A 26,845-nucleotide genomic window follows, 5' to 3' on the forward strand; every position below is an offset into this window, starting at 1 on the left:
CCCTTATTTTTTTCCGTGCAACATCTTTACACTTTCACGTGTGTACTGAAGTCGTTCAATCGTATCCGTATAGTGAATTGCTGCATAAGACAAGAAGAGCACATCAATCGCAAACAATTGTGCCAAGCGCGAACTGAGTGCCGCACTTCGAAGCGGTGCTTCTGGTGCACGCGATGTCCACAATGCGATATCTGCCAGCTGACTGATTCGGTTATCACCAAATCGGGTTAGACTAATCATTTTTAAACCGCGAATTTTTGCCAGTCGCATCAGTTCGACGACTTCTTCTGTTTCCCCGCTGTAAGAAATCGCGAAGAAGACATCATCCGGACTCGCATTTGCAAGGAGTGTCGCTAAAAGATGCTGATCCGATTCTTGAATCGCTAACTTCCCGACGCGCGTCCACTTTTGAGCTGCATCAAGTGCGACGACGTTCGAAGCACCGATTCCATAAAAATAGATAGCACGTGCTTGATCGAGGGCTTTTGTCGCTTCTGCGATTCGGACATCGTTCAATTGTTTGGCTGTATCTTGTAGGGCTTGCATACTGTTACTCAGCGTTTTTTCGATTAAATCTGCTGGACGTTCGTTTTCTTCGATATCGTGATATCCTGTCAAATCCGTTCGTGCCGTATCAGCAGAAATCCGCATCCGCAGTTCCGGATACCCCTTTAGTCCAAGCGCACGACAAAATCGGACGACGGCTGCAGCGCTCGTATTCGATTCTTCTGCCAAATGATGAATCGTCATCCCGGCGATTTCGTTTGCGTGAGATAAAACAAAATCAGCTACTTTTCGTGATGAGGACGGCAACTCCTCGCGTACTGCTTCAATTTGTGAAAAGATACCACCCTTCATTCAATCCGCTCCTTTGACTTGACGTTCTTTTAGAATCCGTTTTCATGTTATACATTTAGTGTACATTTTATGAAACTTAATTTCAAATAATTATTGTATTCCAAAATTTAATCATAATAAAAAGGACCCATGTGCATGGATCCTTCAGCTTATAGGAAAAACTTTATCAACGAATTTTAACGATTGGTTTTTTCGTATCGGGTTCGAGGAATAACATCGCTTCCGTATCTCCGTTTAAGTTCGTGACGGTAATCGTCGTCGGAACATTCCGGTTATACTCCCACCGGTTTTCAAGCAGATACGTCACGTATTGGATGAAGGCGACAAGTTCTGCTTTTCCGTAAAATTGAACCGGGATTTTAATTTCAAGCTTCTTCAATTCACCCTCTTGATAGAATCCTTCACCCATCATCCCCGTGTAGTTCGGGAAGTAGTCTTCGAGCCGGTCCTTGAACAAGTCGAATTTCGCCGCGTCATCACGAACGTCATTCGTTGCTGCTGAAGAAGGATAGTAGTAATACTTCTCATCATAATTTTTCCAGTCATTCGCACTAATTTGGTTCCCGCGACCGATGAAGGCCGATGAAAGGTAGTGACCTGAAACCGGTGAACCCTCTTTCTCTTGTAAATAGAGGGCGACGTGGATCGGTGTCGTCTTCATCCCGTCCGTCTTCCGCATCTTTTGGACGAGTTCGTTTGCCATTTTCTTGCCTTGCTCGATGACTTTTTTCTCATCTAATTTCACAGTATATGTCGGCCCATAGTTTTCATCTTGGAAAACGTACTCACTATTTAAGACTAACGCAATCGATGTCCCACCCAGTTCGAGTTTTTTATCTTCTTCGAGCATGTAGTCTTGTTCTAAGATGTGCGATAAAATCAAAGGAGACTTCTGATTTTTCTCTTTATATGATTTTCCAGTCGTGTACGCCGGGTTTAATCCTTCTGGATCACTCCCACTCGTATCTGCTTTTCCTGTTCGAAGCAACCACGTTGCGATTTGGTCCGCTTCCAGCAGTTGACCTTCTTGGTAATAGTATTTTTCCGGGTCAAAAAACTGTGTTGAATGGCGCATCAGCCCGGTCTCAATCTCATCCAGTTCAAGCCGTGAGCTGACCCGCTTTTGTGTCATCCCGCGGGCGACGCTTGGCCGAAACGGAAGTACCGTTCGATAGTACGAATCGGTCGTATCGATTGCCGGACTGACAACTGCTTGGACTTCTTTACCTTGTTCGCTCTCAGTAATGACTTCTTTCGTATCGCTGTCTTGTGATAGATCCATCGAACAAGCACCTAAAAATAGTGTGCTCGTCAATGTCAATGCTATCATTTTTCTATATCTCATCATCATTGCACCCCATGTTTTAAAATCGTTCTCTTTATCATAACAGAATCGTTTTCAATCGGGGAAGCACTAGTTTTCCCCTACTTTTCAAAAAGCACTGCGTGACTTTTAATCGCGCGAAAGGACAATCTTATATGAAACAACGACAAGTCATCGGGCTCATCCTCTTATCAGCAGGTATTTTATTCATGCTTTGGCCCATTTGGAGTACCTATCAAAAACAAGCAACAACGACTGATTTAAAGCAACAATGGAAAAAAAGCTTACAAACGGTTGATGCAAAAGAAACGACAAAACCACTGGCGACAAAAGGTGACGGACTCTTAACAATCCCTTCACTTGATTTCGAACAAGTCATCTTAGAAGGAGCTTCGACCGATGTTCTTGATCGCAGTATCGGGCACATCGAAGAAACCGGTGCCCCGGGAAAAGGAAACTATGCTTTAGCAGGACACCGAAGTTTTACGAAAGGACTTCATTTCAACAAGTTACCGCAACTGAAAACAAAAGCCGATGTCATCGTCACCACAAAAGACCATCGTTATACGTACCGCATGGAAAGTTCAAAACTCGTCAAGCCGACGGATCTCTCCGTTCTCGATCAAAACGTCAAACAACCGATGATTACACTCATCACTTGTGATCCACCGGAAACCGCGACAAACCGTTTAATCAAACAAGGTGTGTTGATTAAAACAGAAACACTTGATTGAGTCTAGCACTTCATCTGCTTTCAAACACAAACAAAAATCCGAGTGATTCTTTTCAAAAGAAGAATCGCTCGGATTTTTTTAAGGCGTAGACCCTACTCTGAATCGCTTATTTTAAATCACGCCTCGTGTCGTGCCAATTCTTCCAGCAATCGTGCCTCATCCCAAATCTCAATTCCGAGTGATTCAGCCTTCGTCAACTTCGACCCCGCCTTTTCACCTGCGACTAAGATATCGGTTTTCTTACTAACACTCCCGGTCACGTCCGCACCGAGTATCTCAAGACGCTTTCCAGCTTCCGAACGTTTTAACGATTCCAGTGTCCCGGTCAAAACAATCGTTTTCCCGGAGAACGGTGCATTCGATTGATCGATCCGTTGACCAAGAAACTGTTGGTTCAGTCCAAGCGCTGCTAAATCCTGAATTAGTGCCTGTGCTTCCGGATGCTCGAAGTACTGCGTAATCGAGTCAGCAATTTTACTGCCGACTCCGTCGATCGCCACAATTTCATCGTAACTTGCTTGCGCGATTCCGGTTAACGTATCAAAACGTTCTGCGAGCAGATACGCTGCTTTTTGACCGACGAGACGAATCCCTAGACCAAAGACGAGGCGTTCGAGTGAATTTTGTTTCGACGCCTCGATTGCCGCCAGTAACTTATCGACTGACGTTTCTCCCATCCGTTCATAGGTCAAGAGTTCGTCACGATCGAGACGATACAAATCAGCAAGCGTCCGAATTGCTTGATGTTCATACAGTTGACGGACAACTTTTTCACCAAGCCCATCGATGTTCATCGCTTGGCGCGAGACGAAGTGGATGATGCCTTCCGTCAACTGGGCGGGACATTCCGGACTGACGCAGCGCACGTCGACTTCACCTTCGAGGCGGACGAGCTCCGACTGACAGGCAGGACATTGTTTCGGGAATTCAATCGGTTGTTCCGCCCCCGTTCGTTCTGAAACGACGACACTGACGACAGCCGGAATAACGTCCCCCGCTTTTTTAATGATGACTTGATCGTGCAGGCGGATATCTTTTTCCATGATGAAGTCCGCGTTGTGTAACGTCGCATAACTGACGGTCGAACCGGCAACGACGACGGGTGCGAACCTTGCGCGTGGTGTCACTTTCCCGGTCCGTCCGACACTAAAGTCAACTTCTTCGACGGTCGTCATCACTTCTTCAGCAGCAAATTTATAGGCGGTCGCAAATCGTGGACTCTTCGCAGTAAATCCGAGTTCTTCCTGATCGTCATAACGGTCGACCTTGAGCACGATGCCATCGATTTCATACGGCAATGTCGCACGCTCTGCCGTCCAGTACGTGATGAACGCTAAAATATCTTCTACCGTCTGACATGTTTTCATTTCTTTGTTCGTCGGTAAACCGAGCTGTGCCAGTTGTTCCATCGCTTCACTATGAGAGCGCGCCGTCAGCGTATTGACACCGACACCGTAGACGAATAACGATAAATTGCGTGACGCCGTTATCGACGAGTCGAGTTGCCGTAAGCTACCGGCTGCGGCATTTCGTGGATTGGCGAATAATGCTTCTTCGCGTGCCGTCCGTTCCTCGTTTAAGCGCTCGAACGATTGTTTCGGCATGTAGGCTTCGCCGCGAACTTCAACCGTCTCCTGCTCACTCAGACGTAACGGTAACGCTTTAATCGTCCGTAAGTTTTGGGTAATGTTCTCCCCGACCGTTCCGTCACCCCGTGTCGCCCCACGAACGAGTAGTCCGTCTTCATACTTTAAAGAAATCGCGAGTCCGTCGAACTTCAGCTCCGCGACATATGTCGTTGCACGACCGAGCGACCGTTCAATCCGCTCGACCCATTCCCGGATCTCCGTTTCATCGAAGACGTTGCCAAGTGAGAGCATCGGTAAGTCATGCGTCACCTTTTCGAATGCTTCGAGTGGCGCTGCTCCGACACGTTGGGTCGGAGAATCCGCCGTAATCAGTTCCGGATGGGCCGTTTCCAGTTCAGTCAGTTCCCGTAGCAATTGATCGTACGTGCTATCCGGTACGGTCGGCTGATCTTTTACGTAATATTCATAGCTGTACTGATTTAGTTTTTGGCGCAATGCTTCGATGCGTGCTTGGTCTTCCATTTTGACGCCTCCACTCATACCTTTTTAATTGGTGCGAATTTTGCAAGCAGCCGTTTAATCCCGACTGCCGGGAACGCGATATCAATCTCAAGACTATCGCCAGACCCACGTGTTTGGACGACCGTTCCTTGCCCCCACTTACCATGCTCTGCCTTGTCCCCGACATTCCAGCCAAGTGACTCGGCGCCGGATGTTTTCATCGCTGTCGGTTTCGTGACCGAACGACCGATAACAGCTTTCCCTTGCGGAACCGGACGATCTTCCCATGGGAGTGGTTTGGGTTTTTTACCAGTCCGTTCGATAACTTCTTCCGGTAACTCGGCTAAGAAACGCGATTCTTGGTTCGCATTTGTCCGTCCGTATAACGAGCGCATCCGCGCATGCGAGAGATAAAGTCGTTTTTCTGCTCGCGTGATGCCGACGTAGGCCAGGCGGCGTTCTTCTTCCATCTCGTCTTCATCTTGCAGCGAACGGCTGTGCGGGAACAAACCTTCTTCCATTCCAATCAGGAAGACGACCGGGAACTCAAGCCCTTTCGCCGAGTGCAACGTCATCAACGTGACTTGCTCACCTGGATCCGTTTCATCAAGCGAATCAACATCGGCGACGAGTGTCAAGTCGGTCAAGAAGGCAATAATCGTCCGGTCTTCCGGATCTTCTCCTTCTGTCTCCTTCTCGAAGTTTTGCGCGACAGTGATGAACTCGTTGATGTTCTCAAGACGACTTTGTGCTTCAAGCGTCTTGTCTTCCTTTAAGACTTGACGATAGCCTGATTTTTCAAGAACTTCCTCGACGAGCTCCGAGATGCTGATAAATTCCTGCATCTGACGTAACCCCATGATCATCGTCCGGAAATCCGTCAATTTAGCTGCCGTCTTTGGTGCGATATTCGACAATTCGATATCACGGATGGCATCCATCAAGGACACACCCTGAAGATCAGCGAAGTCACGTAATTTATCAATCGTTGTCGCCCCGATTCCACGTTTCGGTTCATTGACGATTCGGGCAAAGGATAAATCCTCGTTCGGGTTCGAAATCAGGCGGAGATAGGCAAGAACGTCTTTGATTTCTTTTCGATCGTAGAACTTTGTTCCGCCAATCATTTTGTACGGTACGTTTGACTTCAGTAACGTTTCCTCGATTGCACGCGATTGAGCGTTCGTCCGGTACAAAATTGCAATGTCGTTAAGCTTCATCCCGTAACGTAGCGAATTGCGAATTTCTTGGACGATGTAAAAGGCCTCTTCCCGCTCGTTTTCCGCCGTATGGATAATCAATTTTTCCCCTTCGAGATTTTCCGTCCACAGCTTTTTATCTTTTCGTGTACTGTTGTTTTTGATGACATGGTTTGCCGCATCAAGAATTCGTTTGGACGAACGATAGTTTTGTTCGAGCAAGATGACGCGGGCTGTCGGATAATCCTCTTCAAACGACAAGATGTTCGCGATATCCGCACCACGCCAGCGATAAATCGACTGATCGGAGTCACCGACGACACAGAGGTTTTGATGTGCGGCTGCTAATAAGTTAACGAGATCGTATTGGGCTTTGTTCGTATCTTGATACTCATCGACATGGATGTAACGGAATTTTTTTTGATAAAAGGCGAGTACGTCCGGTGCTTGTTTGAATAACTCTGTTGTCTTGCCAATCAAGTCATCGAAATCGAGCGCATTATTGCGGCGTAAGACGGATTCGTATCCTTTATAAATTTCAGCGACTGTTTTTTCATATGGATTTGTCACGATTGACGCATAGAACTCAGCACTCCGTAATTCATTTTTTTGACTTGAAATAATAGAGAGCATCGACCGTGGATCCCATTTCTTCGGATCAAGGTTCTGTTCTTTCAAGACCAATTTAAGTGCCGACTGCTGATCGCTTGAATCAAGGATTGTAAAGTTCCGGTCGTAACCAAGCTTATCGATATCACGACGTAACATCCGGACACACATCGAGTGGAAGGTCGAGACCCAGATGTCGTTTGCGACCCCGCCGACTAAACGACCGATTCGGTCACGCATTTCCCGTGCGGCTTTATTCGTAAAGGTAATCGCTAAGATGTTCCATGGTGCGACTTGTTTTTCCGCCATCAAATAGGCGACACGATGCGTCAAAACACGTGTTTTCCCTGAACCGGCTCCTGCCATGATCAGCAAGGGGCCGTCCGTATGTTTGACCGCTTTCGCCTGCTCCGGATTCAATCCGCTCACGAGCTGTTCACTTAAATTAAACATGTAATAGCCTCATTTCTTTTTTCCGAACTTTTGTTCTTATATTTTATCGCGTTGCTTCTACTGTCGCAAGTGCTGCTTTTAAATCCTCATAAATGATATTTCCGACGACAATTGTATCAGCATACCGGAACATTTCCCGAGCCCGCTCGACGGAATCGATTCCGCCCCCATAAAACAGCCGCGCCTGCCGGACGACGTCCTTGACGGCTGCGACGACTTCCGGATTGCCATAGACGCCGCTGTACTCAAGATAGACGATCGGCAGACGGAACACACTGTCCGCGAGTTGAGCGTAGGCGACGACTTCTTCGTCCTGTAATACTTTTGCTTTTGTGACGTGCGCGACCTTCGCCTCCGGATTCAAGACGATGTAGCCTTCTCCGACCAGGTCGGCATGGGCCAGCATATGCCCGACTTCCTGTAAGGCTTCGACCTGTTTTTCGACCAGATATTCTAGCGTACCACTATTTAAGACGCTCGGAGTCAAATACGTATCAAACCCCATCGTCGCCGCTTCGAGCTCAGAAATTTCAAGTGCGACCGCGACCGGATATCTTCGCAGACGCATCAGTAAGTCGAGCGTCGCATCCAGCGTAATATCATCGGTTCCGCCGACGATGATTGCATCTGTTCCAGAGGTTGCGATTGCTGCGAGGGTCGTCTCCTCGATTTCTTTTGCTGGATCTAATTTAAAGACATGCCGCCATTCATCATACGGTAGTAACACGTTCGTCCCATCCTTCCTATCTTGTTCATCTCTAATTAGTATAAAACAAAAACCCATCTCGCGCAGGGCGAGATAGGTCAAGTAGTCGCGCGTCGTTTCGTTAAGAGTGCTGCGAGTCCGAGCGCTAAAAATCCGTAAAGGACGGCGAATGCCCATGGCTCAGCGAGAAAAAAACCGAGCACCGGGACGTCGAGTAACGATGATTCAGGCGAGCAGAGTGCCCGTCCATTGACGATTGCCAGAAATGGCAAGGCCGGAACAGCAAAGATGTAACCAAAATTAATCCAAAATGTACGATTCATGCAATCGTCTCCTTAACCGATAATGACGGATTCCTTCGGATAATTGTATTTTCGTTTTGGCTGATTCGCTTTTAAGAGTAAGACAAACGAGATGACACCGATTCGTCCGATGAACATTAAAATCGATAATGTCCATTTTCCGACATTCGATAACTCACTCGTGATCCCGAGCGATAACCCGGTCGTTCCGAACGCAGAACATGCTTCAAAGAACAGCACAAGGAATGGTGCATCCTCGAACATGAGCAAGACAATCAATCCGATGATCGTCACTCCCGTCGAAACGACAATGACGACGAACGATTTCCAAATGTCCGATTGGTCAATTTCACGTCCGAAAATCTTGATTCCATATTCTCCACGGATGAAGGCGACAACACTAAGTAATGCAACAGCAAACGTCGTTGTCCTGATCCCCCCACCGACGGATGATGGAGAAGCACCGATGAACATTAAAATGGATAAGACGAAGACGGAAGCTTGTGAAAATGTCGTAATATCAACCGTCGTCAATCCACCATTTCGTGTCGTAACCGACTGGAACAGCGCATCGACAATTTTTTCATCAATCGGTAATCCTTTAAAGGACTGGTTCCATTCAAACAGCAACAGACTGCCCGTCCCGAACAGGACGAGGATGAAGAACGTCGAGGCTGTCAGTTTCGTAAATAACGAAAAGTGATACGGTTGTCGTGTCGATTGACGTGTTGCCCGGTAGGCAAAGTATCGTCGCACTTCAACAAGTACAGGGAAACCAATCGCACCGAGTGTCAATAAGACGATTTGCATAAAGACGACAAATAAGTCTCCTCGAAACGGAAGAAGCGACTCTCCTGTGATATCGAACCCCGCGTTCGTCGTCGCACTGACTGAACCGAAGACACCTTGCAACATTGCTTCACCGATCGTCGGAAAGTATTTCGTATAATAAAGGCCTAAAATAAGTGCACCGATCAATTCAATGGAAAGAATGATTAAGATGACTTCACGGATATATTTGACGACCCCTTGCATCGTCGTCTGGTTTTGATCACGAACGACGAGTTGCCGTTCTCGAAAACCGATTCGCTTCCCCAAGATGACCCACATCGCGATATGGAGCGACATCAAGCCAATTCCACTTACCTGCACCAAAATCATGATCATAAAATATCCGAACGTCGTAAACGTATCGGAGACGGAAACGGTCGTCAATCCGGTCACACTGACACAGCTAACCGCCATGAACACCAAGTCTGTAAAATCCCAGTCGTAGTCTCCACGGGTCGACCACGGTAGTCCTAATAAAATGATTGCGATGATGACAGCAACGAAATAGATGATGACGAGCGACTGGATCGGCGTCAGTTTTCGAATGAAATGCTGAATCTTTTGTTGAAACGCTAAATCCATCCAGGTTCGTCCTCCTTCATCAAAGCAGCGGATAACCGATTAGTTATCCGCTACTGTTTCTTCTTTCAAACCTAAACGTGCTAACGCTAAATCGTAACCACCAGAGCCATAGTTCAAACAACGTTTCACACGTGAAATCGTCGCCGTCGACGCCCCGGTCGCCTTCTCGATTTTATGATACGTGTTTCCTTCACGTAGTTGACGTGCCACTTCGAGACGTTGCGCAAGCGCTTGAATCTCGTTGACCGTCGCTAAATCTTCAAATAAAGTGTAGCAATCTTCTAATGAATCCATCTTCATGATGGCTGTAAATAATTGGTCGAGTTCTTTCCCTCGTAATTTATCGAGTTGCATCTTGTAACTTCCTTTCCCATTCAATCACTCTTTAATAGTTTAAAGCGCGACGTTTTAAATTTCAAGCATCAGCGTAAAATCGCTGGGAAAAGAACTTTTTTCCGAAGGACTTCATAGATGCCTTGCGGCGTGATGCGGACATACGGCAAGTGCGTCGATGCAAGGAATAATAACGTATAAATCGGATCTTCGAATTGGTACCCCCGTGCGAACAACGCTTCACGCAATGCTGTTTCCTGAACGATTAAGTCTTCGAGCGGTAAATCAGAAGTCTGTCCCATCAACGTCAACGGAATCTCGGCAATCACTTCCCCGTCTTCGACGAGAACAATTCCCCCACCGAATGCTTTCATCCGTTCAAACGCCACCTGCATATCTTGTTTCGATTTCCCGATCATTAAGATATCACCACTGATTGAATAGGAACTGACCATCCCCCCGACGTTCGTCGCAAAGTTTTTCAAAACCGTATTAAGGCGCCATTTCCCTTGCCGATCAAGTAACATTAAAAACGACTCATTGCAATCGGCAGGTAAGACAGGCACACTCGTATCATGTTCAACTTGATACAATTTCATGATGACCGAGTTGATCATCTCAAGACCAACCGGCATGCTGAATGAAAAATCTTGATCCGTCAATGAGACGCTGACTTCAGACTTCTGCATTAATTCCATCGCTTGATCGAGTGCTTCAACGGGGTAGCACGGAATATCGTCGCGCCGGACCCACGTCCCGCGTGCTAGGACATCGACGGGTGTCGGTTGATCGATCGCTTCTAAAATATTTAAGTGGGCAATCCGTCCCGGTGCGATACTTCCCAGGAGATGATCAAGATTAAAGTGACGTGCTGCATTGTACGAGGCAATCCGGTATGCTTCTTCTGCCGGAATTCCCGCAGCAAGCATCAAGCGGACCGTCTCGTCCATCAAACCAGACTTATAGAAGGACGGTGTCGAACCATCTGTCGTCACGAGGACCTTTTCATAATTTTGTAATCCGGCTTCGACAAGTCCTGCAAAAATGTCCGGTAAATCAGGACGAATCGATGAGTAACGAATCGTCGTCGTATATCCTAATTCAAGACGCGTCAATGCTTCCTCGACCGTCATCGCCTCATGGTCACTCGTTACGCCATAAAGTGCCATCTTTGTCAGGGTTTTCGCAGATGCTCCCGGGAAATGCCCTTCAATCGGTTTTCCGAGCTTCATCGCGTCCTGCATCCATTGAAGTAACTCATCATCGCCTTGTGAAAGACGGGGCCATCCTGTCAATTCTCCCGCCTGAATAACTTGGGGATGTTTGAGCCAGGCTTGAATCCGCTTGTTGTCAATCGAGATACTATCTGCATCAAGTTCCGTCTGTGCGTCGAGTCGTGCCCACCAATACATCGATGTCGGAATATCCGCTAACGCTTCAACTTGTGCAAACGCTTGCTCGACGGGCTCTAACAAAAGGAGCATATTATCATTGACGAGTGTCGTCGTTCCACGCTCCGCAGCAAACTTCGCGAGCGTCGCCGGATTATATAATTGGAAGGGATGGGCATGCGGTTCAATGTATCCTGGTACGATGAATTTCCCTGTTGCATCGTAGACCTCGTCCGCCTGGTCCGGCATATCCGGTCCGACATAGATAATCCGGTCTCCGCTAACCCAGATATTCGCCGTGCGCCATGCTTTCAACCCATGATTTAAGTACGTCGCATTTTCAAGTACGAGTGTAGGTGCAAGCTGTCCGCTGATGACCGCTTGGTGACCACGTACTTCAGTTTTCGTCCAAGGGGACCTTCCACAATTCTTTTTCACGAAAGCTCGACCTCCTTTTATTTTCTGAAAACGCTTTCTTATACTTCTTATACTAAAATGTTATCAAAAAAGTTTCAAGGTAATTTCATGTATATCCGACCTATTTCGACAAAATAACACAAAACTGTCAAGGAAGACAATCAACTTTCGCATGTTCCTTCGGTTGAACGTCTGCTCTTCTCACATTTTTTCCGGTGTTGGACTGTATCGAACCTGATGCTTATCATGTCAGCCGCTCCTCTCCTTTTCGAATCGTCTTGCTCTTTCAGGTATTTCAGGCCGTATGCGAATTAGACAAATTCCTGATGCTCGTCATGTCAGCCGCTCCTCTCCTTCTCGAATCGTCTTCTAGCGGCAATCCTTCGCGCCGCTTCGCTACGCTGCAGGGTCGCTCTTGATTGCTTTTCGCTAAGAAGCGATTCAAGTCGGAAGTCGCGTCCTGACACAGCTGTTTTTTAGAGCAGTATTCAAAAAAACGGCACCCTGACAAAAGTTTCGCTTCTCGTGACTCCTACGGGAAAAAGCGCGGTTCGCGCTGTCAGAGGCAAGCGAGACCCCGCTACTTGTTCGTAGAATCAAGGAGCAACGGCTCGCACCTCGCCCGAGGAAAGCACGAGAAGGAAGAATCTTTTGTCAAAAAACATCCTTTCAAAAAACTATGCTGTTTAAAAAGAAATCTCATTCAAAAAACGGCGTCCTGACAAAAGTTTCGCTTCTCGTGACTCCTACGGGGAAAAGCGCGGTTGGCGCTGTCAGAGGCAAGCACGAGAAGGAAGAATCTTTTGTCAAAAAACATCCTCTCAAAAAACTATGCTGTTTAAAAAGAAATCTCATTCAAAAAACGGCACCCTGACAAAAGTTTCGCTTCTCGTGACTCCTGCGGGGAAAAGCGCGGTTCGCGCTGTCAGAGGCAAGCGAGACCCTGCTACTTGTTCGTAGAATCAAGGAGCAACGGCTCGCGTCTCGCCCGAGGAAAGCACGAGAAGGAAGAATCTTTTGTCAAAAACATCCTCTCAAAAAACTATACTGTTTAAAAAGAGATCTCATTCAAAAAACGGCGTCCTGACAAAAGTTTCGCTTCTCGTGACTCCTGCGGGGAATAGCGCGGTTCGCGCTGTCAGAGGCAGGAGAGACCCTGCTACTTGTTCGTAGAATCAAGGAGCAACGGCTCGCGCCTCGCCCGAGGAAAGCACGAGAAGGAAGAATCTTTTTCTCAAAACCAACCTCTCAAAAAACGACATCCCGACACAGCTTTCGCTTCTCGTGACTCTTACAAGGAAAAGCACAAGAAGGAAAAACTTTTTGTCAAAACCCTTCTTTCAAAAAAAAAGCCAAGCGAAATCGCTTGGCTTTTTACATAACAGTTTCCTTTAAATTCATGTTGTCCGAAACGCCTTTTTCGCAATATCCGTCCGGTAAAAGAAACCGGTTTGATCAAACGAAGCTAACCCTTGATAAATATCAGCGACTGCTGCTTCCATCGTCGCGGCTTGACTGACACAGACGAGGACACGCCCGCCTGCTGAAACGAGTGTATCGTCCTTTTCTGTCGTCCCGGCATGAAAGACTAAGACTTTCGAATCGATTAATGTAAGATCAATCGGTTGTCCTGTCTGCGGTCGTTCCGGATACCCGTCTGCCGCGATGACGACACCGACCGTCGCAGCATCGGACCACAGGACTTCAGGTTCCTCACCTGCTGTGAGCGGGATGATGACATCGAGCAAGGGGGTTTCGAGACGCGGTAAGATGACTTCTGTTTCCGGATCCCCGAACCGCGCATTAAACTCGATGACGGACGGTCCGCGGTTCGTCAACATCAGACCCGCGTATAAGAATCCTGTAAAGGGAATCCCTTCGCTTGCCATCTGCTCGACGAGGGGACGCAAAATCCGTGTCATCGCTTCATCCGTGACGGCTTGTTCATCGAATTGAGGCAACGGGCTGTAAGCTCCCATTCCACCGGTATTCGGTCCGGCATCACCATCGAAGGCGCGCTTGTGATCTTGCGACAAGACCATCGGGATGACGGTCTCTTCATGGACGAATGCCATCAAGGAACACTCTTCTCCGACGAGACATTCTTCGATGACGACACTACTTTGGTCACCGAAGTCACCGGCGAAGATCTCTTCAATTGCGCGAACTGCTTCATCAAGCGTTGTCGCCACCGTGACGCCTTTACCTGCTGCGAGACCATCTGCTTTGATGACGATCGGTGCCCCTTGACGGGAGACATACGCTTTCGCTTCTTCTGCCGATGTAAAGACAGCGAATGCTGCCGTCGGAATCCCTGCCCGTTCCATCAATCCTTTGGCGAACTGTTTACTTCCTTCAAGTGCCGCCGCTTCACGCGAAGGACCAAAAATCTTAAGACCCGCTGCTTCGAAGGCATTGACGACACCGAGGACAAGTGGGCCCTCTGGTCCGACAATCGTCCAATCAACCTGTTCGTCTTTAGCAAATTGGACAAGCTCACTGATGGCATCTTCCCGAATCGGGACACATGTGGCTTCCGTCATCCCGACATTTCCCGGCGCGGCATAAATCGTTTTGACTCGTTCATCTTGTGCTAGCTTCCAGACGAGCGCGTGTTCACGCCCGCCTTTTCCGATTACTAATACCTTCATGCAAGTCGCCTCCACTCAGTGTTTGAAATGACGGACATTCGTAAAGATCATCGTGACGCCGTGTTCGTTACACGCATCAATCGACTCTTGGTCACGAATCGACCCACCCGGTTGGATGATTGCCGTAATCCCGGCTGCCGCCGCGGCTTCGACCGTATCGCGCATCGGGAAGAAGGCGTCAGATGCGAGAGATGCACCAATCGCCTTGTCACCGGCTTGCGCGATGGCGATGCTCGCCGACCCGACACGGTTCATCTGCCCTGCCCCGACACCGACCGTCACTTCATCTTTCGCTAAAACAATCGCGTTCGACTTGACGTGTTTGACAGCACGCCATGCGAGCTTCAAGTCTTCCCATTCGGCTGCTGTCGGTTTACGATCCGTGACGACACGTGCTGCTGCATCATCTAATGTCTCATCGTCGCTATCTTGGACAAGCATACCGCCAGCGACGGCTGTATAGCGAATCGCTTGGACACGTTTGACATCCAGTTCAAGCAAACGCAGGTTTTTCTTCGCTGCCAACAGCTCGAATGCTTCTGTCGTAAACGATGGGGCGATGATGATTTCAAGGAAGATGCCACTGAGCTGCTCCGCTGTCGCGAGATCGACTTCACGGTTCAGAGCGACGATGCCGCCAAAGATCGAGACCGGATCTGCTGCATGCGCCCGGCGGAAGGCTTCGTCGATTGTCGGACCGACAGCGACGCCACACGGGTTCATGTGTTTGACGACGACGGCTGCTGCTTCGCGGAACTCATCAAGGATTTCAAGTGCGGCATTGGCATCTTGAATATTGTTGTATGACAATTCTTTTCCGTGCAGTTGGTTCGCTGATGCAAGAGACGCCCCACGATAGATCGGTGTTTTATAAAACGCCGCTTCCTGATGCGGATTTTCTCCATAGCGTAAGTCTTGTACCTTCTCGAGCGTAATCGTTAATTGCTCCGGGAATTTTTCTCCCGTTTGTGTCAAGAAGTAGTCCGCAATCAAGGCGTCGTAGGCTGCCGTATGACGGAAGGCTTTCGCTGCTAATTTTTGGCGTGTTTCAAACGTCGTTCCACCGAGGTTGATTTCTTTGATGATTTCACTGTAGTCTGCTGGATCAACGACAACCGTTACGGCTGCATGGTTTTTCGCAGCAGAGCGAATCATGCTCGGTCCACCGATATCGATGTTTTCAATTGCGTCTGCGTAAGGAACGTCCTCTTTCATAACCGTTTCCTTAAATGGATACAGATTGACGACAACGAAATCGATTGGTTTGATGTGTTGCTCTGCCATTTGTTCGCGGTGCGTCTCTAAATCACGACGTCCAAGTAAACCTCCATGGACCATTGGATGTAACGTTTTCACACGACCGTCAAGCATCTCCGGGAATTGTGTGACTTCACTGATACCGATGACCGGAAGTCCTGCTGCCTCAAGTGCTTGATGGGTCCCGCCTGTCGATACAAGTTCAATCCCTGCTTCGTGAAAGGCTTGTCCCAGTTCTACGACTCCTGTTTTATCCGATACACTAATTAACGCTCTCATACGTTTGCCCCCTCTTTAATCCACTCTTCGATGACTTGCGGATACAATCTGTGCTCTACTTGCTGAATCGCTTTCTGTAGCGTTTCCCGCGTCATATCCTCAGTGATACGGACCGCTTCCTGTGCCATGATTGGTCCCGTATCCATTCCTTCATCGACTATATGAATTGTAACACCTGTGATTTTAACTCCGCCACGAAATGCTTGCCCGATGGCATCTTTTCCTGGAAATGCCGGAAGCAGCGACGGATGGATGTTGACGATTCGTCCGGCATACCGTGCGAGAAGGACATCACCGACGAGACGCATATATCCGGCTAGGATAATCCGTTCCACGTCTCGCCGCTCTAGTTCCGCAACGATTTCGCGTTCAAAAGACGGTTTATCCGGGTAGTCCTTGGCTGTAAAAACAAACACATCACAGCCACGTCTTCGTGCCCGCTCGATGACGAGCGCCTCTTTTTGATCGCAGACGACGAGTTCAATCGTCGCCTGTAAACGTCCTGCCTCAATCGCTTCAAATAACGCTTCAACATTACTCCCGCTTCCGGAAGCAAAACAGGCAAGCCTCATTGGTCGACTCCTTTGATGCGAATCCCGTCTTGATCTGTCACCGTCCCGATCGTATAGGCCGTTTCATTTTCGCGCGCCAGGCGTGCCGTCACTTCGGTCACGTGTTCCGGCTTGACGATCATCATGTAGCCGATCCCCATGTTGAAAACGTTATACATCTCGTCACGCGGAATGTTTCCGGCTTGTTCAAGCCAATCGAAGACCGGTAACGTCGGCCATTTTTTCGGATCAAACGTCGCTCCGCAACCTTCCGGAAGGACACGTGGTACGTTTTCATAGAAACCGCCACCCGTGATATGGACCATCGCTTGAATCTTCTCTGTTTCGAGCGCTGCTTTGACCGCTTCGACATAAATCCGTGTCGGCATCAACAAAGCATTGCCGATCGTGTTACCGAGCATCATCAATTCATCTTCATACTGAAGACCACTTTCTTCGACGATTTTTCGGACGAGTGAAAATCCGTTCGAGTGAACCCCTGACGACGCGAGCCCTAAAATGACATCACCGGGTGTAACACCTTCACCAGTAATCAATTTTTGTTTTTCGACGGCACCGACGGCAAAGCCGGCAATATCATACTCACCGTCTGCATACATCCCTGGCATCTCTGCCGTCTCGCCACCGATTAACGTACACCCCGACTGGACACAGCCTTCGGCGACACCGGCGACAATCCGTTCGATTTTCGACGGAATGGCTTTACCGAGTGCGATGTAGTCGAGGAAATAGAGCGGTTCTGCACCCTGGACGATAATGTCGTTGACACACATCGCGACACAATCAATCCCAATCGTATCGTGTTGGTCGAGGGCGAAGGCAAGTTTTAACTTCGTTCCGACGCCATCTGTCCCGCTGACGAGCACCGGTTCTTTTAGATTCAATTGACTGAGGTCGAACATTGCACCGAAACTTCCGAGTCCCGTCATGACTTCCTTCCGCATCGAACGGGCGACGTGTTTTTTCATCCGGGATACGGATTCGTACCCTGCGGTCAGGCTAACACCTGCTGCTTCGTATTGTTTACTCATGCTTTGTTCCCCCATCTATTCAAAGTTTGGCTTCTAGTTCAAGTGCACCGATCGGTGTCGGATATTCGCCTGTGAAGCAGGCCGTACATTGTCCTTTCAGTGGACCATCGAACGGACGGTCAATCGCATTGACCATTCCGTTGACTGTCAGAAACTCCAGTGAGTCAGCACCGATTTCTTGGCAAATCTCACTGGGTGTCAGGCGGGCGGAAATCAGTTCGTCTTTTGACGACGTATCGATGCCGTAATAACACGGATTCGTGATGGGCGGCGCCGTGATGCGGACATGAACTTCCGTTGCCCCGGCTTCGCGTAACAGTCCAACGATGCGGCGGCTTGTCGTCCCACGCACGATGGAATCATCAACCATGATGACCCGTTTGCCGTTGACGACACCCCGTAGTGCCGACAGTTTCATTTTAACGCCGCGTTCCCGTAATTCTTGCGACGGCTGAATGAACGTCCGTCCGACGTAACGGTTTTTAATCAATCCCATCTCGTAGGGAATCCCGCTCGCTTCCGCATAACCAATCGCAGCGGAGATACTTGAATCCGGAACACCTGTGACGACATCTGCCTCGACCGGTGCTTCTTCGAACATTTTTTTCCCGAGCGCTTTTCGTGCCGTATGGACATTGACCCCATCAATCATCGAATCGGGACGGGAAAAGTAGATGTATTCCATCGAACACATCGCCCGCTCATGCGGTTCCATATACTGCCGTGATGACATGCCGGACGTCGTGATCGTCACGAGCTCTCCCGGCTCGATGTCACGAATGAACTCGGCCCCGACGATATCAAAAGCACACGTTTCCGATGAAAAGACGATGCCGCCATCTGATGTTTTCCCGAGTGATAACGGGCGCAGACCATGTGGATCGACGGCGACGTACAACGTATCTTCCGTTAAAAAAAGAAAGGCGAATGCACCGACAAGCCGCGCCAGACTATCGGCAATCCGGTCTTCGAGTGTCGGTAATTTACTCCGTTTGACGAGGTGGGCGACGACTTCCGTATCGCTTGTCGTCTGGAAAATCGCCCCTTCCGCCTCAAGTAAATGTTTTAACGAATCGGCATTGACGAGATTCCCGTTATGGGCAAGTGCCAAGTCACCCGTCCGTGATTTGAAGTGAAGCGGTTGTGTGTTCTCGAGCGTGTTGCCACCAGCTGTCGAGTAACGGACGTGTCCGATCGCATGCTGTCCGGCTAACGAATCGAGTGTCTCTTGTGAAAAAACTTCCGTCACAAGTCCTTGTCCCCGGTGTGGAAGAAGCAGGTTGCCGTCGCTCGCGACGATTCCTGCGCCCTCCTGCCCCCGGTGTTGCAGACTGTGGAGACCATAATAAGCAAGTTGTGCCGCTTCCGGTTGTCCGAAAATCCCGAATACCCCACACTCTTCATTTAATCCTTTGATGTCATATAACACGCGATCGCCCCTTCCCAGTCGGCTTGCAGTGTTGAACGTGTTGCTTCGATGAGTGTGTCCGTTGTCTTGATTTGAATCGAATCCTCTGCTGTGACGTGACCTAGTTTTTCAGCACCTGTCTGTTCGACGAAGGCTGCCTCGTGCTCCGGCTTCACCGATACGACGAACCGGGATTGTGATTCACTGAAGAGATGTAACGCCGGTCCTTCAAACGTCACGTCGAGACCGAGCGTCGTTCCGAATGTCATTTCTGCCAAGGCGACGGCGAGTCCACCTTCCGCGACATCATGGATGGCTGTGACGAGCCCTGCCTGAACGGCTGTTTGTAAGGCACGTAAACGGGTTTGTTCGACGTTCAAATCGATGCGTGGTGCTTTCCCGAATGATTTTTCGAATTGCATGTATTGGAGTTCACTGCCACCGAACTCCGGTAACGTCTCACCGAGCACGTAGATTGCGTCGCCTGCTTGTTTGACGTGTTGTGTCGTGATCCAGTCGGTCTGGTCATGTAATCCGACCATTCCGACGACCGGCGTCGGGTGGACGGCTTTGCCGGCTGATTCATTGTAGAGCGAAACGTTTCCGCCGATGACCGGTGTCTCGAGCACGCGGCAGGCTTCAGCCATCCCGGCCGTCGCTTGTTCGAGTTGCCAGAAGCCTTCCGGTTTATCCGGATTCCCGAAATTGAGGCAATCGGTGATCGCAAGTGGTGTTGCACCACTTGCAACAATATTGCGGGCGGCTTCAGCGACGGCGATCTGACCACCGACGAACGGATCGAGGTAAACGAAGCGGCTGTTACAGTCTGTCGTCATCGCGAGTGCTTTGTTCGTGCCACGGACACGGATGACGGCTGCATCGGAACCCGGTGCAACGACGGTTGACGTTTGAACCATATGATCATACTGATCGTAGACCCAACGTTTTGACGCGATCGTCGGTTGTTTGAGCAGGGCACGCCATGTTTCGACGACATCCTCGACGACCGGCAACGTCTCTTCCATTGTTTGGAACTCTTCATAATAAGCCGGAACTCGCGATGGCTTTTGATAGACCGGTGCTTCTTCCGCAAGGGCATCGACCGGTACTTCAGCGACGATCGTTCCGTGCTGGACAAGGCGAAGGACTTTTTCTTCGATGACTTCGCCGACATGAACGGCATGCAAGCCCCATTTGCTGACGATGGCTTCGATTTCCGCTTCCCGTCCGCGCTCGACGACGAGCAACATCCGCTCCTGCGACTCCGATAACATCATTTCATAAGCGGTCATGCCGGTTTCACGTTGCGGCACATCATCAAGGTGCATTTCAATCCCCATGCCGGCTTTCGAAGCCATCTCGGCTGACGACGAGGTCAGTCCGGCAGCGCCCATATCCTGCATCCCGACGAGTGCCGGATGGCCGACGATTTCGAGACAGGCTTCAATCAATAACTTCTCCATGAAGGGGTCACCGACTTGGACGGCCGGACGTTTTGCTTCCGTATCCTCCCCGAGATCTTCTGAAGCGAAGGTCGCACCGTGGATGCCGTCACGCCCTGTTGCCGCACCGACGTACATGACCGAGTTCCCGGCACCTTTCGCAAGACCTTTTTGAATATCTTCATGATTGATCAGTCCGATACACATCGCATTGACGAGTGGGTTTCCTTCATACGAACGGTCGAAACCGACTTCTCCGCCAATCGTCGGAATCCCGACGCAGTTGCCGTATCCGGCAATCCCGGCGACGACTTGTTCAAACAACTGATTGACGCGTGGTGTCCCGAGATGTCCGAAACGAAGCGAGTTCATCAACGCGACAGGACGGGCTCCCATTGAAAAGATATCGCGGATGATCCCACCGACACCCGTTGCTGCCCCTTGGTAGGGTTCGACGGCTGACGGATGATTATGACTTTCGATCTTAAAGACGACCGCTTGATTATCACCGATATCGACGACACCTGCGCCTTCACCTGGTCCTTGCAAGACACGGGGACCGGTCGTCGGAAACTGGCGTAAGACCGGTTTTGATGTTTTGTACGAACAGTGTTCTGACCACATGACGGAGAAGAGTCCTGTTTCCGTGTAGTTCGGTTGACGACCGAGTAAGTCGACGACCATCTGGTACTCCGCGTCGCTAAGTCCCATCGTCGCATAAATCCGTTGCTCCTGAATTTGCTCAATCGTTGGTTCAGACTGTTGTTTTAACATGGTGGGCCCCCTGTTTGACGAGTGAAGTGAATAACTTAAGTCCATCTGTTCCGCCTGTCAGCATTTCGACAGCACGCTCCGGGTGTGGCATCATCCCGAGCACATTCCCTGCTTTATTCGTAATCCCTGCAATATCGCCGCGCGATCCGTTCGGATTGTCGACGTATGTGAAGGCAATTTGTTGATTCGTCTGCAACATCGCGTACGTGGCGTCGTCACAGTAGTAGTTTCCTTCCCCGTGGGCGATTGGAATCGAAATCGTTTCACCCGGTGCATAATCTGACGTGAAACGTGTCTCGTGATTTTCGACCTTCAGTTCGACTGTCCGGCACATGAACTTCAGTCCGGTATTGCGGTGCAAGACACCCGGGAGAAGACCCGCTTCGACAAGGATTTGGAAGCCGTTACAGACACCAAGAACGGTTTTCCCTTCTGCTGCAAATCGTTTCACTTCCTCCATGATTGGTGAAAACTGGGCGATTGCGCCGCAGCGGAGATAGTCCCCGTATGAGAAACCGCCCGGAAGCAGGACACCATCGTATCCTTCAAGTGATGTTTCGGTATGGAAGACATAGTCCGCTTCCTCACCGAGCGCATCCTTGACGGCATGGTACATATCTAAATCACAGTTCGATCCTGGAAAGACGATGACCGCAAACTTCATGCCGTCGTCACCTCTTCTACTTCAAAACGATAGTCTTCCATCACCGTGTTGACGAGGAGCTTTTGGCACATGTCATGAATCATCGTGTCCGTCGTTTCATCCGAGACGAGCAGTTCGATTCGTTTTCCGATCCGGACTTCTTCGACACCCGTAAAACCGAGTTGCGCAAGACCACCTTTGACAGCGACTCCTTGTGGATCTAAAATGCTTTCCCGTAATGCAATCGATACGATGACTTTTTTCATTGTGTGTTTCCCCCTAGGCGATTGAATAGTGTTTGGTACGTGTCGATGAGTGATCCGATGTTGCGACGGAAGACATCTTTATCGAGGTGCTCCCCCGTTTCTTTATCCCACAGACGGCATGTATCCGGTGAAATTTCGTCAGCCAGCAGAATCTCGCCTGTCGGTGTTTTGCCGTATTCGAGTTTGAAATCGACGAGCGTGATCCCCTTTTCGTCAAAGTACGGACGTAAGACGGCATTGACGCGGTTCGCTTCTTGTTCAAGTAAATCGAGCTCTTCCGTAGTCGCAATCTTCAGTAAATTAATGTGGGCACGGGTGACGAGCGGATCGCCTAAGCTATCATCTTTATAGTAAAACTCAACGATTGGTGTTTCGAGCACTGTTCCTTCTTCGATCCCAAGCCGTTTGCTGAGGCTTCCGGCGACGACATTGCGGACGACGACTTCGAGTGGAATGATGGTGACACGGCGTACGAGCTGTTCGCGCTCGGAAATGCGTTCAATGAAATGGGTCGGAATGTCGGCCGCTTTAAGTACTTCAAAGAAGTGACTCGTCAAGCGGTTGTTCAGTTCACCTTTACCTGCGAACTCTGCTTTTTTCTCTCCATTAAATGCTGTCGCTTCGTCCTTATAGACGATGCGGAGCACGTCCTGCTCCTGCGTCGTGTATAATCGTTTGGCCTTACCTTCATAAAGTGGTTGCATTGCTTTCGTCCCCCAGGATCCTAAGATGTAGACGGGGACAATGCCCCGTCTCAGGTTGATTAGTTCAAGCCACACCGTTCAAAAATTTCATCGACCCGGCTCGTATGATACGTTGGATCAAAACAAGCATCGAGTTCTGCTTCTGTAAAGAGTTGTTGAATCTCTTGTTCCTGCCATAACAAGTCACGGAACATGATTTGTTCTTCCCATGCTTGCATCGCCCGTGGTTGGACGAAGTCGTACGCGGCTTCACGCGACCAGCCTTTTTCAATCAAAGCGAGTAAGACGTGTCCGGAGAAGATGACACCATACGTCCGGTCCATGTTGCGTTTCATGTTTTCCGGGAAGACCGTCAAGTTTTTGACGATGTTACCGAACCGGTTCAACATGTAGTTGAGTAAGCCGGTTGCGTCCGGCAGAATGATCCGTTCCGCAGACGAATGGGAAATGTCCCGTTCGTGCCAAAGCGAGACGTTTTCGTAAGCCGTCACCATGTGTCCACGAATGACCCGGGCAAGCCCTGTCATGTTTTCTGAACCGATCGGGTTACGTTTATGTGGCATCGCGGATGATCCTTTTTGACCTTTCGCGAAGAATTCTTCGACTTCTCGTGTTTCGGTTTTTTGAAGACCACGAATTTCCGTCGCCATCTTCTCAATCGATGTTGCGATTAACGCGATCGTCGACATGTAATGGGCATGACGATCACGCTGCAGGGTTTGCGTCGAGACCGGCGCCGGTTTCGTTCCAAGCTTCTCACAGACATATTTTTCGATGAACGGGTCGATGTTCGCAAACGTTCCGACCGCACCTGACATTTTTCCGTATTCGACGGTCTCACGTGCAGCGTCGAAGCGGACTTTGTTCCGTTTCATCTCTTCGTACCAGAGGGCAAGCTTCAGACCGAATGTCGTCGGTTCGGCATGGACACCGTGTGTCCGTCCCATCATGACCGTGTATTTATGTTCGTTCGCTTTGACTTTCAAAATCTCGATGAAGCGGTCAAGATCCGCTGCGAGAAGATCGTTTGCTTGCTTCAAGAGATACGAGAGTGCCGTATCGACGACATCCGTTGACGTCAGTCCGTAATGGACCCATTTGCGTTCTTCACCAAGCGTCTCCGATACAGCGCGTGTAAAGGCGATGACATCATGGCGTGTCTCTTGCTCGATTTCATTGATGCGGTTCACATCAAACGAAGCATTGTCCCAAAGGAGCTTTACGTCTTCTTTTGGAATGACACCAAGCTCGCTCCACGCTTCACAGGCTAAGATTTCGACTTTCAACCAAGCCTCAAATTTATTCTGTTCTGTCCAAATCGCTTTCATCTCAGGTCGTGTATACCGTTCGATCATCTAACCGTCTCCTTCCAGATTTGCAGGCGCTCGACTTCGGCTAATGCTTCTTCGACTGAATCCGCTAAGATGTTCAAGTGCCCCATCTTCCGTCCTGTCTTCGCTTCCTGCTTTCCATATAAGTGAACTTTCGTCCGTGCCGATAATGTATGTTGTTCCTCGGATAATGCTGTGACATGTTGACCTAGGATGTTCGCCATGACGACCGGTGTCGTCAGACGGGTATCACCGAGCGGAAGCCCACAGATGGCACGGATGTGCTGTTCAAACTGTGACGTCTCACACGCATCGATGGAATAATGCCCCGAGTTATGTGGGCGTGGCGCCAGTTCATTGACGATGATTTCTGAACCGACGACAAAGAGTTCGATGGCGAGTGTCCCAATCAAGCCGACTGCTTCGGCAATGTTCGTTGCCAAATCAATTGCCTGTTGTGACAGCTCATTTGAAATGCGGGCCGGAACGATCGACAGATGGAGTATGTTATCTCGGTGAATGTTTTCGCTGACTGGAAAGACACGCGTTTCCCGTTCGCTCCGTGTGACGATGACGGAGATTTCTTGATCGAACGGTAACCATTTTTCAGCGACGTATTCGGTCGGTTTGAACGTTTCAATGGCACCTGCTAAATCAGCTGTTGTCCGAATGACCTTCTGCCCTTTTCCGTCATAACCGAAGCGAGCCGTCTTCAGGACGAAAGGTAATCCTAACCGTTCGCTTGCTTCTTTCAAGTCTGCAACGGTATGAACAGCGTGATACGGTGCAACCTGATAACCATGTCGTTCAATCATCTCTTTTTCCCGAATCCGGTGTTGCGTCTGAAACAACAACTCTGTCCCGTGGACCAATTTATCACCGATTGCCATCGCGACTTCGTGCGAGATGTTCTCAAATTCGTATGTGACGACATCTGATTCTTGCGCTAGACGCTTTGCTGCTTCGACGTCCGTAAAGTCTGCGACAATTTGTTGATCCGTGATTTGCGCGCAAGGTGCATTTTCCGTCGGATCCAGTGTCAGGAGTTCGTATCCCATTTCGCGTGCCGATAATGCCATCATCCGTCCGAGCTGGCCGCCACCTAAGATGCCAATCTTCGTCATGTCAGATGCACCTCGGAAGCGATGACTTGTCCTTCTAGTTCAACGCGCATATGGTCGAGTGCTCTCGCAATCCGCTCGTCCACTGTTCCAAGAATTTGTGCTGCCAGTAATCCGGCGTTCTTTGCACCCGCCTCACCGATCGCAACCGTAGCGACAGGCACACCACCCGGCATCTGGACGATCGAAAGTAAGGAATCGATGCCTTGAAGAGTTTTGCTTTTAATCGGAACCCCGATGACGGGGAGTGTTGTTTTGGCTGCCACCATTCCTGGCAAGTGGGCTGCCCCACCCGCTCCTGCAACAATGACCTTCAGTCCCCGCTCACGTGCTGTTTCTGCGTAACGGAACATTAAGTCCGGTGTTCGGTGGGCCGAGACCACTTTCTTTTCGTACCGAATGTTCAGCTGATCGAGTACATCACATGTCGCTTTCATTGTTGACCAGTCAGACTGGCTTCCCATAATAACGCCAATTTCCACATTACTCATCTTCGTCTCCTCCTTTTTGCATAAAAAAAGCCCAAACCACGACTAAAAGGGTGGCTTAGGGTATAAAAAGGTACGCCAAAGAACGATCGACGAACATCCATATACCCCATAGTCCAACGATTTAGGGTCGTCGGGTAGAAACTTGCAAGCCATATCCCTGCTATTATACGAGGTGTTATATTCAATCTTCCTATCACGCCTTCATCTTAACAAGACAAGGAAGCATCCGTCAACCAAAGGCGAACAATTTAATTATCTGAAAATTTATTGTTCGTCTTTATACACAATTAGCTCATGCATTTTTTAATTGCATTCGGAATTTTTAATATTGGTTTTACAAAAAAAGGCAAAGTATCACGGTTACGTGAACTTCACCTTAGCCTGTAGTCAAAAAATGTAGTTTGCTGAACTGGGATGATTGACGTTGCATGGCCTGACTCACAAGTTGCTTCACTCTATTTGAGGGAGGAACGGTTCATCTTTGTAAGCAAAAACGCCGATGACCCCGTTTTTCATACGGATTCATCGGCGTTTTCTATACCTGTTCCTCGGTCGTGACGTCCTGATACATATCCTGAGCTACGCACCTCTGTCAGAGACAAATAGTCCGGAGGCGCGCATGTAAAGGAATCAGTTAGATTCTGTTTTCGCTTTACAGTCAAAAATGATCTGTTGGCGAATCGGATACGGTTCTTCATTCGCATCTAATCCAAAAATCGGTTCTTCACGTCGAACAGTCGGACGATAACCCATGGCATCAATCCGATCGAGGCAGTCGCTGATTGTTTCATTCTCTTCAACAGCCACTCGAAGTTTTTGTTTTTTTGCCATGTGTGTCACGTTCCTTCCTTATTATATAAGTCATGCATCTTTGAAAAAACATCAAGATACAAAAAAAGTCCATAAAAAAGCGGCGGCCCTTGAGCGTATGCTCCAGAACCACCGTTTGCCTGGCAACGTCCTATCCTCACAGGGGGAAGCCCCCAACTACTTTCGGCGTTCAAGTGCTTAACTTCCGTGTTCGGCATGGGAACGGGTGTGACCAC

Annotated in this window: 23 protein-coding genes, 1 rRNA gene and 1 riboswitch; of the genes, 1 reads left to right on the forward strand and 23 read right to left on the reverse strand. The window is 49.2% G+C overall.

What is annotated here, in order from left to right; genetic code table 11:
• Positions 1-3: 3 nt before the first annotated feature.
• On the reverse strand, positions 4-858 hold the full coding sequence (locus tag KNP96_RS09345) for a MurR/RpiR family transcriptional regulator (RefSeq protein ID WP_088836288.1): 855 nt from the start codon (positions 856-858) through the stop codon (positions 4-6).
• A 166-nt stretch (positions 859-1,024) separates the two neighbouring features.
• Positions 1,025-2,188, reverse strand: a complete 1,164-nt coding sequence (locus tag KNP96_RS09350; RefSeq protein WP_251132020.1) for a CamS family sex pheromone protein — start codon at positions 2,186-2,188, stop codon at positions 1,025-1,027.
• Positions 2,189-2,337: 149 nt separating this feature from the next.
• On the opposite strand from KNP96_RS09350, the gene KNP96_RS09355 reads away from it, so the two are divergent.
• The gene (locus tag KNP96_RS09355) at positions 2,338-2,916 is read left to right on the forward strand and encodes a class D sortase (protein ID WP_214770097.1); all 579 of its coding nucleotides are present in this window, start codon (positions 2,338-2,340) and stop codon (positions 2,914-2,916) included.
• Between the two features lie 116 nt (positions 2,917-3,032).
• Here the strand turns inward: KNP96_RS09355 and ligA are convergent, their stop codons facing one another.
• The 21 genes from ligA to rrf all read right to left on the reverse strand — a co-directional run.
• The gene (ligA, locus tag KNP96_RS09360; RefSeq protein WP_214770100.1) at positions 3,033-5,027 is read right to left on the reverse strand and encodes an NAD-dependent DNA ligase LigA; all 1,995 of its coding nucleotides are present in this window, start codon (positions 5,025-5,027) and stop codon (positions 3,033-3,035) included.
• 14 nt (positions 5,028-5,041) lie between these two features.
• Entirely contained in the window at positions 5,042-7,267 is a 2,226-nt protein-coding gene (gene pcrA, locus KNP96_RS09365; protein WP_088836285.1) for a DNA helicase PcrA, read from the reverse strand.
• A gap of 43 nt (positions 7,268-7,310) precedes the next feature.
• On the reverse strand, positions 7,311-7,994 hold the full coding sequence (pcrB, locus tag KNP96_RS09370) for a heptaprenylglyceryl phosphate synthase (protein ID WP_353048337.1): 684 nt from the start codon (positions 7,992-7,994) through the stop codon (positions 7,311-7,313).
• Positions 7,995-8,071: 77 nt separating this feature from the next.
• On the reverse strand, positions 8,072-8,296 hold the full coding sequence (locus KNP96_RS09375; protein WP_214770103.1) for a hypothetical protein: 225 nt from the start codon (positions 8,294-8,296) through the stop codon (positions 8,072-8,074).
• 12 nt (positions 8,297-8,308) lie between these two features.
• Positions 8,309-9,688, reverse strand: coding sequence for a TrkH family potassium uptake protein (locus tag KNP96_RS09380; protein ID WP_088836282.1), 1,380 nt, complete (start codon positions 9,686-9,688; stop codon positions 8,309-8,311).
• Positions 9,689-9,727: 39 nt separating this feature from the next.
• On the reverse strand, positions 9,728-10,042 hold the full coding sequence (locus KNP96_RS09385) for a YerC/YecD family TrpR-related protein (protein ID WP_029332595.1): 315 nt from the start codon (positions 10,040-10,042) through the stop codon (positions 9,728-9,730).
• Positions 10,043-10,110: 68 nt separating this feature from the next.
• On the reverse strand, positions 10,111-11,850 hold the full coding sequence (locus KNP96_RS09390) for an adenine deaminase C-terminal domain-containing protein (RefSeq protein WP_088836281.1): 1,740 nt from the start codon (positions 11,848-11,850) through the stop codon (positions 10,111-10,113).
• A 1,376-nt stretch (positions 11,851-13,226) separates the two neighbouring features.
• Entirely contained in the window at positions 13,227-14,480 is a 1,254-nt protein-coding gene (gene purD / locus KNP96_RS09395; RefSeq protein WP_214770106.1) for a phosphoribosylamine--glycine ligase, read from the reverse strand.
• 15 nt (positions 14,481-14,495) lie between these two features.
• Positions 14,496-16,016, reverse strand: coding sequence for a bifunctional phosphoribosylaminoimidazolecarboxamide formyltransferase/IMP cyclohydrolase (gene purH / locus KNP96_RS09400; RefSeq protein WP_088836279.1), 1,521 nt, complete (start codon positions 16,014-16,016; stop codon positions 14,496-14,498).
• On the reverse strand, positions 16,013-16,588 hold the full coding sequence (gene purN, locus KNP96_RS09405) for a phosphoribosylglycinamide formyltransferase (RefSeq protein WP_214766759.1): 576 nt from the start codon (positions 16,586-16,588) through the stop codon (positions 16,013-16,015). The genes purH and purN overlap by 4 nt, the downstream gene beginning before the upstream one ends.
• Positions 16,585-17,619, reverse strand: coding sequence for a phosphoribosylformylglycinamidine cyclo-ligase (gene purM, locus KNP96_RS09410; RefSeq protein ID WP_214770109.1), 1,035 nt, complete (start codon positions 17,617-17,619; stop codon positions 16,585-16,587). Before purM ends, purN begins: the two co-directional genes overlap by 4 nt.
• 19 nt (positions 17,620-17,638) lie before the next feature.
• Positions 17,639-19,048, reverse strand: a complete 1,410-nt coding sequence (gene purF, locus KNP96_RS09415; protein WP_214770112.1) for an amidophosphoribosyltransferase — start codon at positions 19,046-19,048, stop codon at positions 17,639-17,641.
• A complete protein-coding gene (gene purL / locus KNP96_RS09420; RefSeq protein ID WP_214770115.1) occupies positions 19,024-21,243 on the reverse strand; it encodes a phosphoribosylformylglycinamidine synthase subunit PurL in 2,220 nt (739 codons plus the stop codon). Before purL ends, purF begins: the two co-directional genes overlap by 25 nt.
• Positions 21,224-21,907, reverse strand: coding sequence for a phosphoribosylformylglycinamidine synthase subunit PurQ (gene purQ, locus KNP96_RS09425; RefSeq protein ID WP_214770117.1), 684 nt, complete (start codon positions 21,905-21,907; stop codon positions 21,224-21,226). Before purQ ends, purL begins: the two co-directional genes overlap by 20 nt.
• The gene (purS, locus tag KNP96_RS09430) at positions 21,904-22,152 is read right to left on the reverse strand and encodes a phosphoribosylformylglycinamidine synthase subunit PurS (RefSeq protein WP_159172781.1); all 249 of its coding nucleotides are present in this window, start codon (positions 22,150-22,152) and stop codon (positions 21,904-21,906) included. Before purS ends, purQ begins: the two co-directional genes overlap by 4 nt.
• Entirely contained in the window at positions 22,149-22,856 is a 708-nt protein-coding gene (gene purC, locus KNP96_RS09435; protein WP_214770119.1) for a phosphoribosylaminoimidazolesuccinocarboxamide synthase, read from the reverse strand. The genes purS and purC overlap by 4 nt, the downstream gene beginning before the upstream one ends.
• 59 nt (positions 22,857-22,915) lie before the next feature.
• On the reverse strand, positions 22,916-24,211 hold the full coding sequence (purB, locus tag KNP96_RS09440) for an adenylosuccinate lyase (protein WP_214770121.1): 1,296 nt from the start codon (positions 24,209-24,211) through the stop codon (positions 22,916-22,918).
• The gene (gene purK / locus KNP96_RS09445) at positions 24,208-25,311 is read right to left on the reverse strand and encodes a 5-(carboxyamino)imidazole ribonucleotide synthase (protein ID WP_214770123.1); all 1,104 of its coding nucleotides are present in this window, start codon (positions 25,309-25,311) and stop codon (positions 24,208-24,210) included. Before purK ends, purB begins: the two co-directional genes overlap by 4 nt.
• The gene (gene purE, locus KNP96_RS09450; RefSeq protein WP_214770124.1) at positions 25,308-25,799 is read right to left on the reverse strand and encodes a 5-(carboxyamino)imidazole ribonucleotide mutase; all 492 of its coding nucleotides are present in this window, start codon (positions 25,797-25,799) and stop codon (positions 25,308-25,310) included. The genes purK and purE overlap by 4 nt, the downstream gene beginning before the upstream one ends.
• A gap of 89 nt (positions 25,800-25,888) precedes the next feature.
• Positions 25,889-25,990: riboswitch (purine riboswitch) on the reverse strand.
• A 439-nt stretch (positions 25,991-26,429) separates the two neighbouring features.
• Complete coding sequence (locus tag KNP96_RS09455) at positions 26,430-26,630, reverse strand: NETI motif-containing protein (RefSeq protein WP_214770126.1); 201 nt, start codon at positions 26,628-26,630, stop codon at positions 26,430-26,432.
• Between the two features lie 117 nt (positions 26,631-26,747).
• A 5S ribosomal RNA gene (gene rrf / locus KNP96_RS09460) occupies positions 26,748-26,845 on the reverse strand; the annotation flags it as partial.

The organism is Exiguobacterium sp. s133, assembly GCF_018618595.1.
Taxonomy (GTDB): domain Bacteria; phylum Bacillota; class Bacilli; order Exiguobacteriales; family Exiguobacteriaceae; genus Exiguobacterium_A; species Exiguobacterium_A oxidotolerans.

Bases quoted from the DNA above. Each gene is read 5' to 3' on its own strand.
- KNP96_RS09345 (WP_088836288.1), bottom strand. From the start codon at position 858: ATGAAGGGTGGTATCTTTTCACAAATTGAAGCAGTACGCGAGGAGTTG.
- KNP96_RS09350 (WP_251132020.1), bottom strand. From the start codon at position 2,188: ATGATAGCATTGACATTGACGAGCACACTATTTTTAGGTGCTTGTTCG.
- KNP96_RS09355 (WP_214770097.1), top strand. From the start codon at position 2,338: ATGAAACAACGACAAGTCATCGGGCTCATCCTCTTATCAGCAGGTATT.
- ligA (WP_214770100.1), bottom strand. From the start codon at position 5,027: ATGGAAGACCAAGCACGCATCGAAGCATTGCGCCAAAAACTAAATCAG.
- pcrA (WP_088836285.1), bottom strand. From the start codon at position 7,267: ATGTTTAATTTAAGTGAACAGCTCGTGAGCGGATTGAATCCGGAGCAG.
- KNP96_RS09375 (WP_214770103.1), bottom strand. From the start codon at position 8,296: ATGAATCGTACATTTTGGATTAATTTTGGTTACATCTTTGCTGTTCCG.
- KNP96_RS09380 (WP_088836282.1), bottom strand. From the start codon at position 9,688: ATGGATTTAGCGTTTCAACAAAAGATTCAGCATTTCATTCGAAAACTG.
- KNP96_RS09385 (WP_029332595.1), bottom strand. From the start codon at position 10,042: ATGCAACTCGATAAATTACGAGGGAAAGAACTCGACCAATTATTTACA.
- purD (WP_214770106.1), bottom strand. From the start codon at position 14,480: ATGAAGGTATTAGTAATCGGAAAAGGCGGGCGTGAACACGCGCTCGTC.
- purH (WP_088836279.1), bottom strand. From the start codon at position 16,016: ATGAGAGCGTTAATTAGTGTATCGGATAAAACAGGAGTCGTAGAACTG.
- purN (WP_214766759.1), bottom strand. From the start codon at position 16,588: ATGAGGCTTGCCTGTTTTGCTTCCGGAAGCGGGAGTAATGTTGAAGCG.
- purM (WP_214770109.1), bottom strand. From the start codon at position 17,619: ATGAGTAAACAATACGAAGCAGCAGGTGTTAGCCTGACCGCAGGGTAC.
- purL (WP_214770115.1), bottom strand. From the start codon at position 21,243: ATGTTAAAACAACAGTCTGAACCAACGATTGAGCAAATTCAGGAGCAA.
- purQ (WP_214770117.1), bottom strand. From the start codon at position 21,907: ATGAAGTTTGCGGTCATCGTCTTTCCAGGATCGAACTGTGATTTAGAT.
- purS (WP_159172781.1), bottom strand. From the start codon at position 22,152: ATGAAAAAAGTCATCGTATCGATTGCATTACGGGAAAGCATTTTAGAT.
- purC (WP_214770119.1), bottom strand. From the start codon at position 22,856: ATGCAACCACTTTATGAAGGTAAGGCCAAACGATTATACACGACGCAG.
- purB (WP_214770121.1), bottom strand. From the start codon at position 24,211: ATGATCGAACGGTATACACGACCTGAGATGAAAGCGATTTGGACAGAA.
- purK (WP_214770123.1), bottom strand. From the start codon at position 25,311: ATGACGAAGATTGGCATCTTAGGTGGCGGCCAGCTCGGACGGATGATG.
- purE (WP_214770124.1), bottom strand. From the start codon at position 25,799: ATGAGTAATGTGGAAATTGGCGTTATTATGGGAAGCCAGTCTGACTGG.
- KNP96_RS09455 (WP_214770126.1), bottom strand. From the start codon at position 26,630: ATGGCAAAAAAACAAAAACTTCGAGTGGCTGTTGAAGAGAATGAAACA.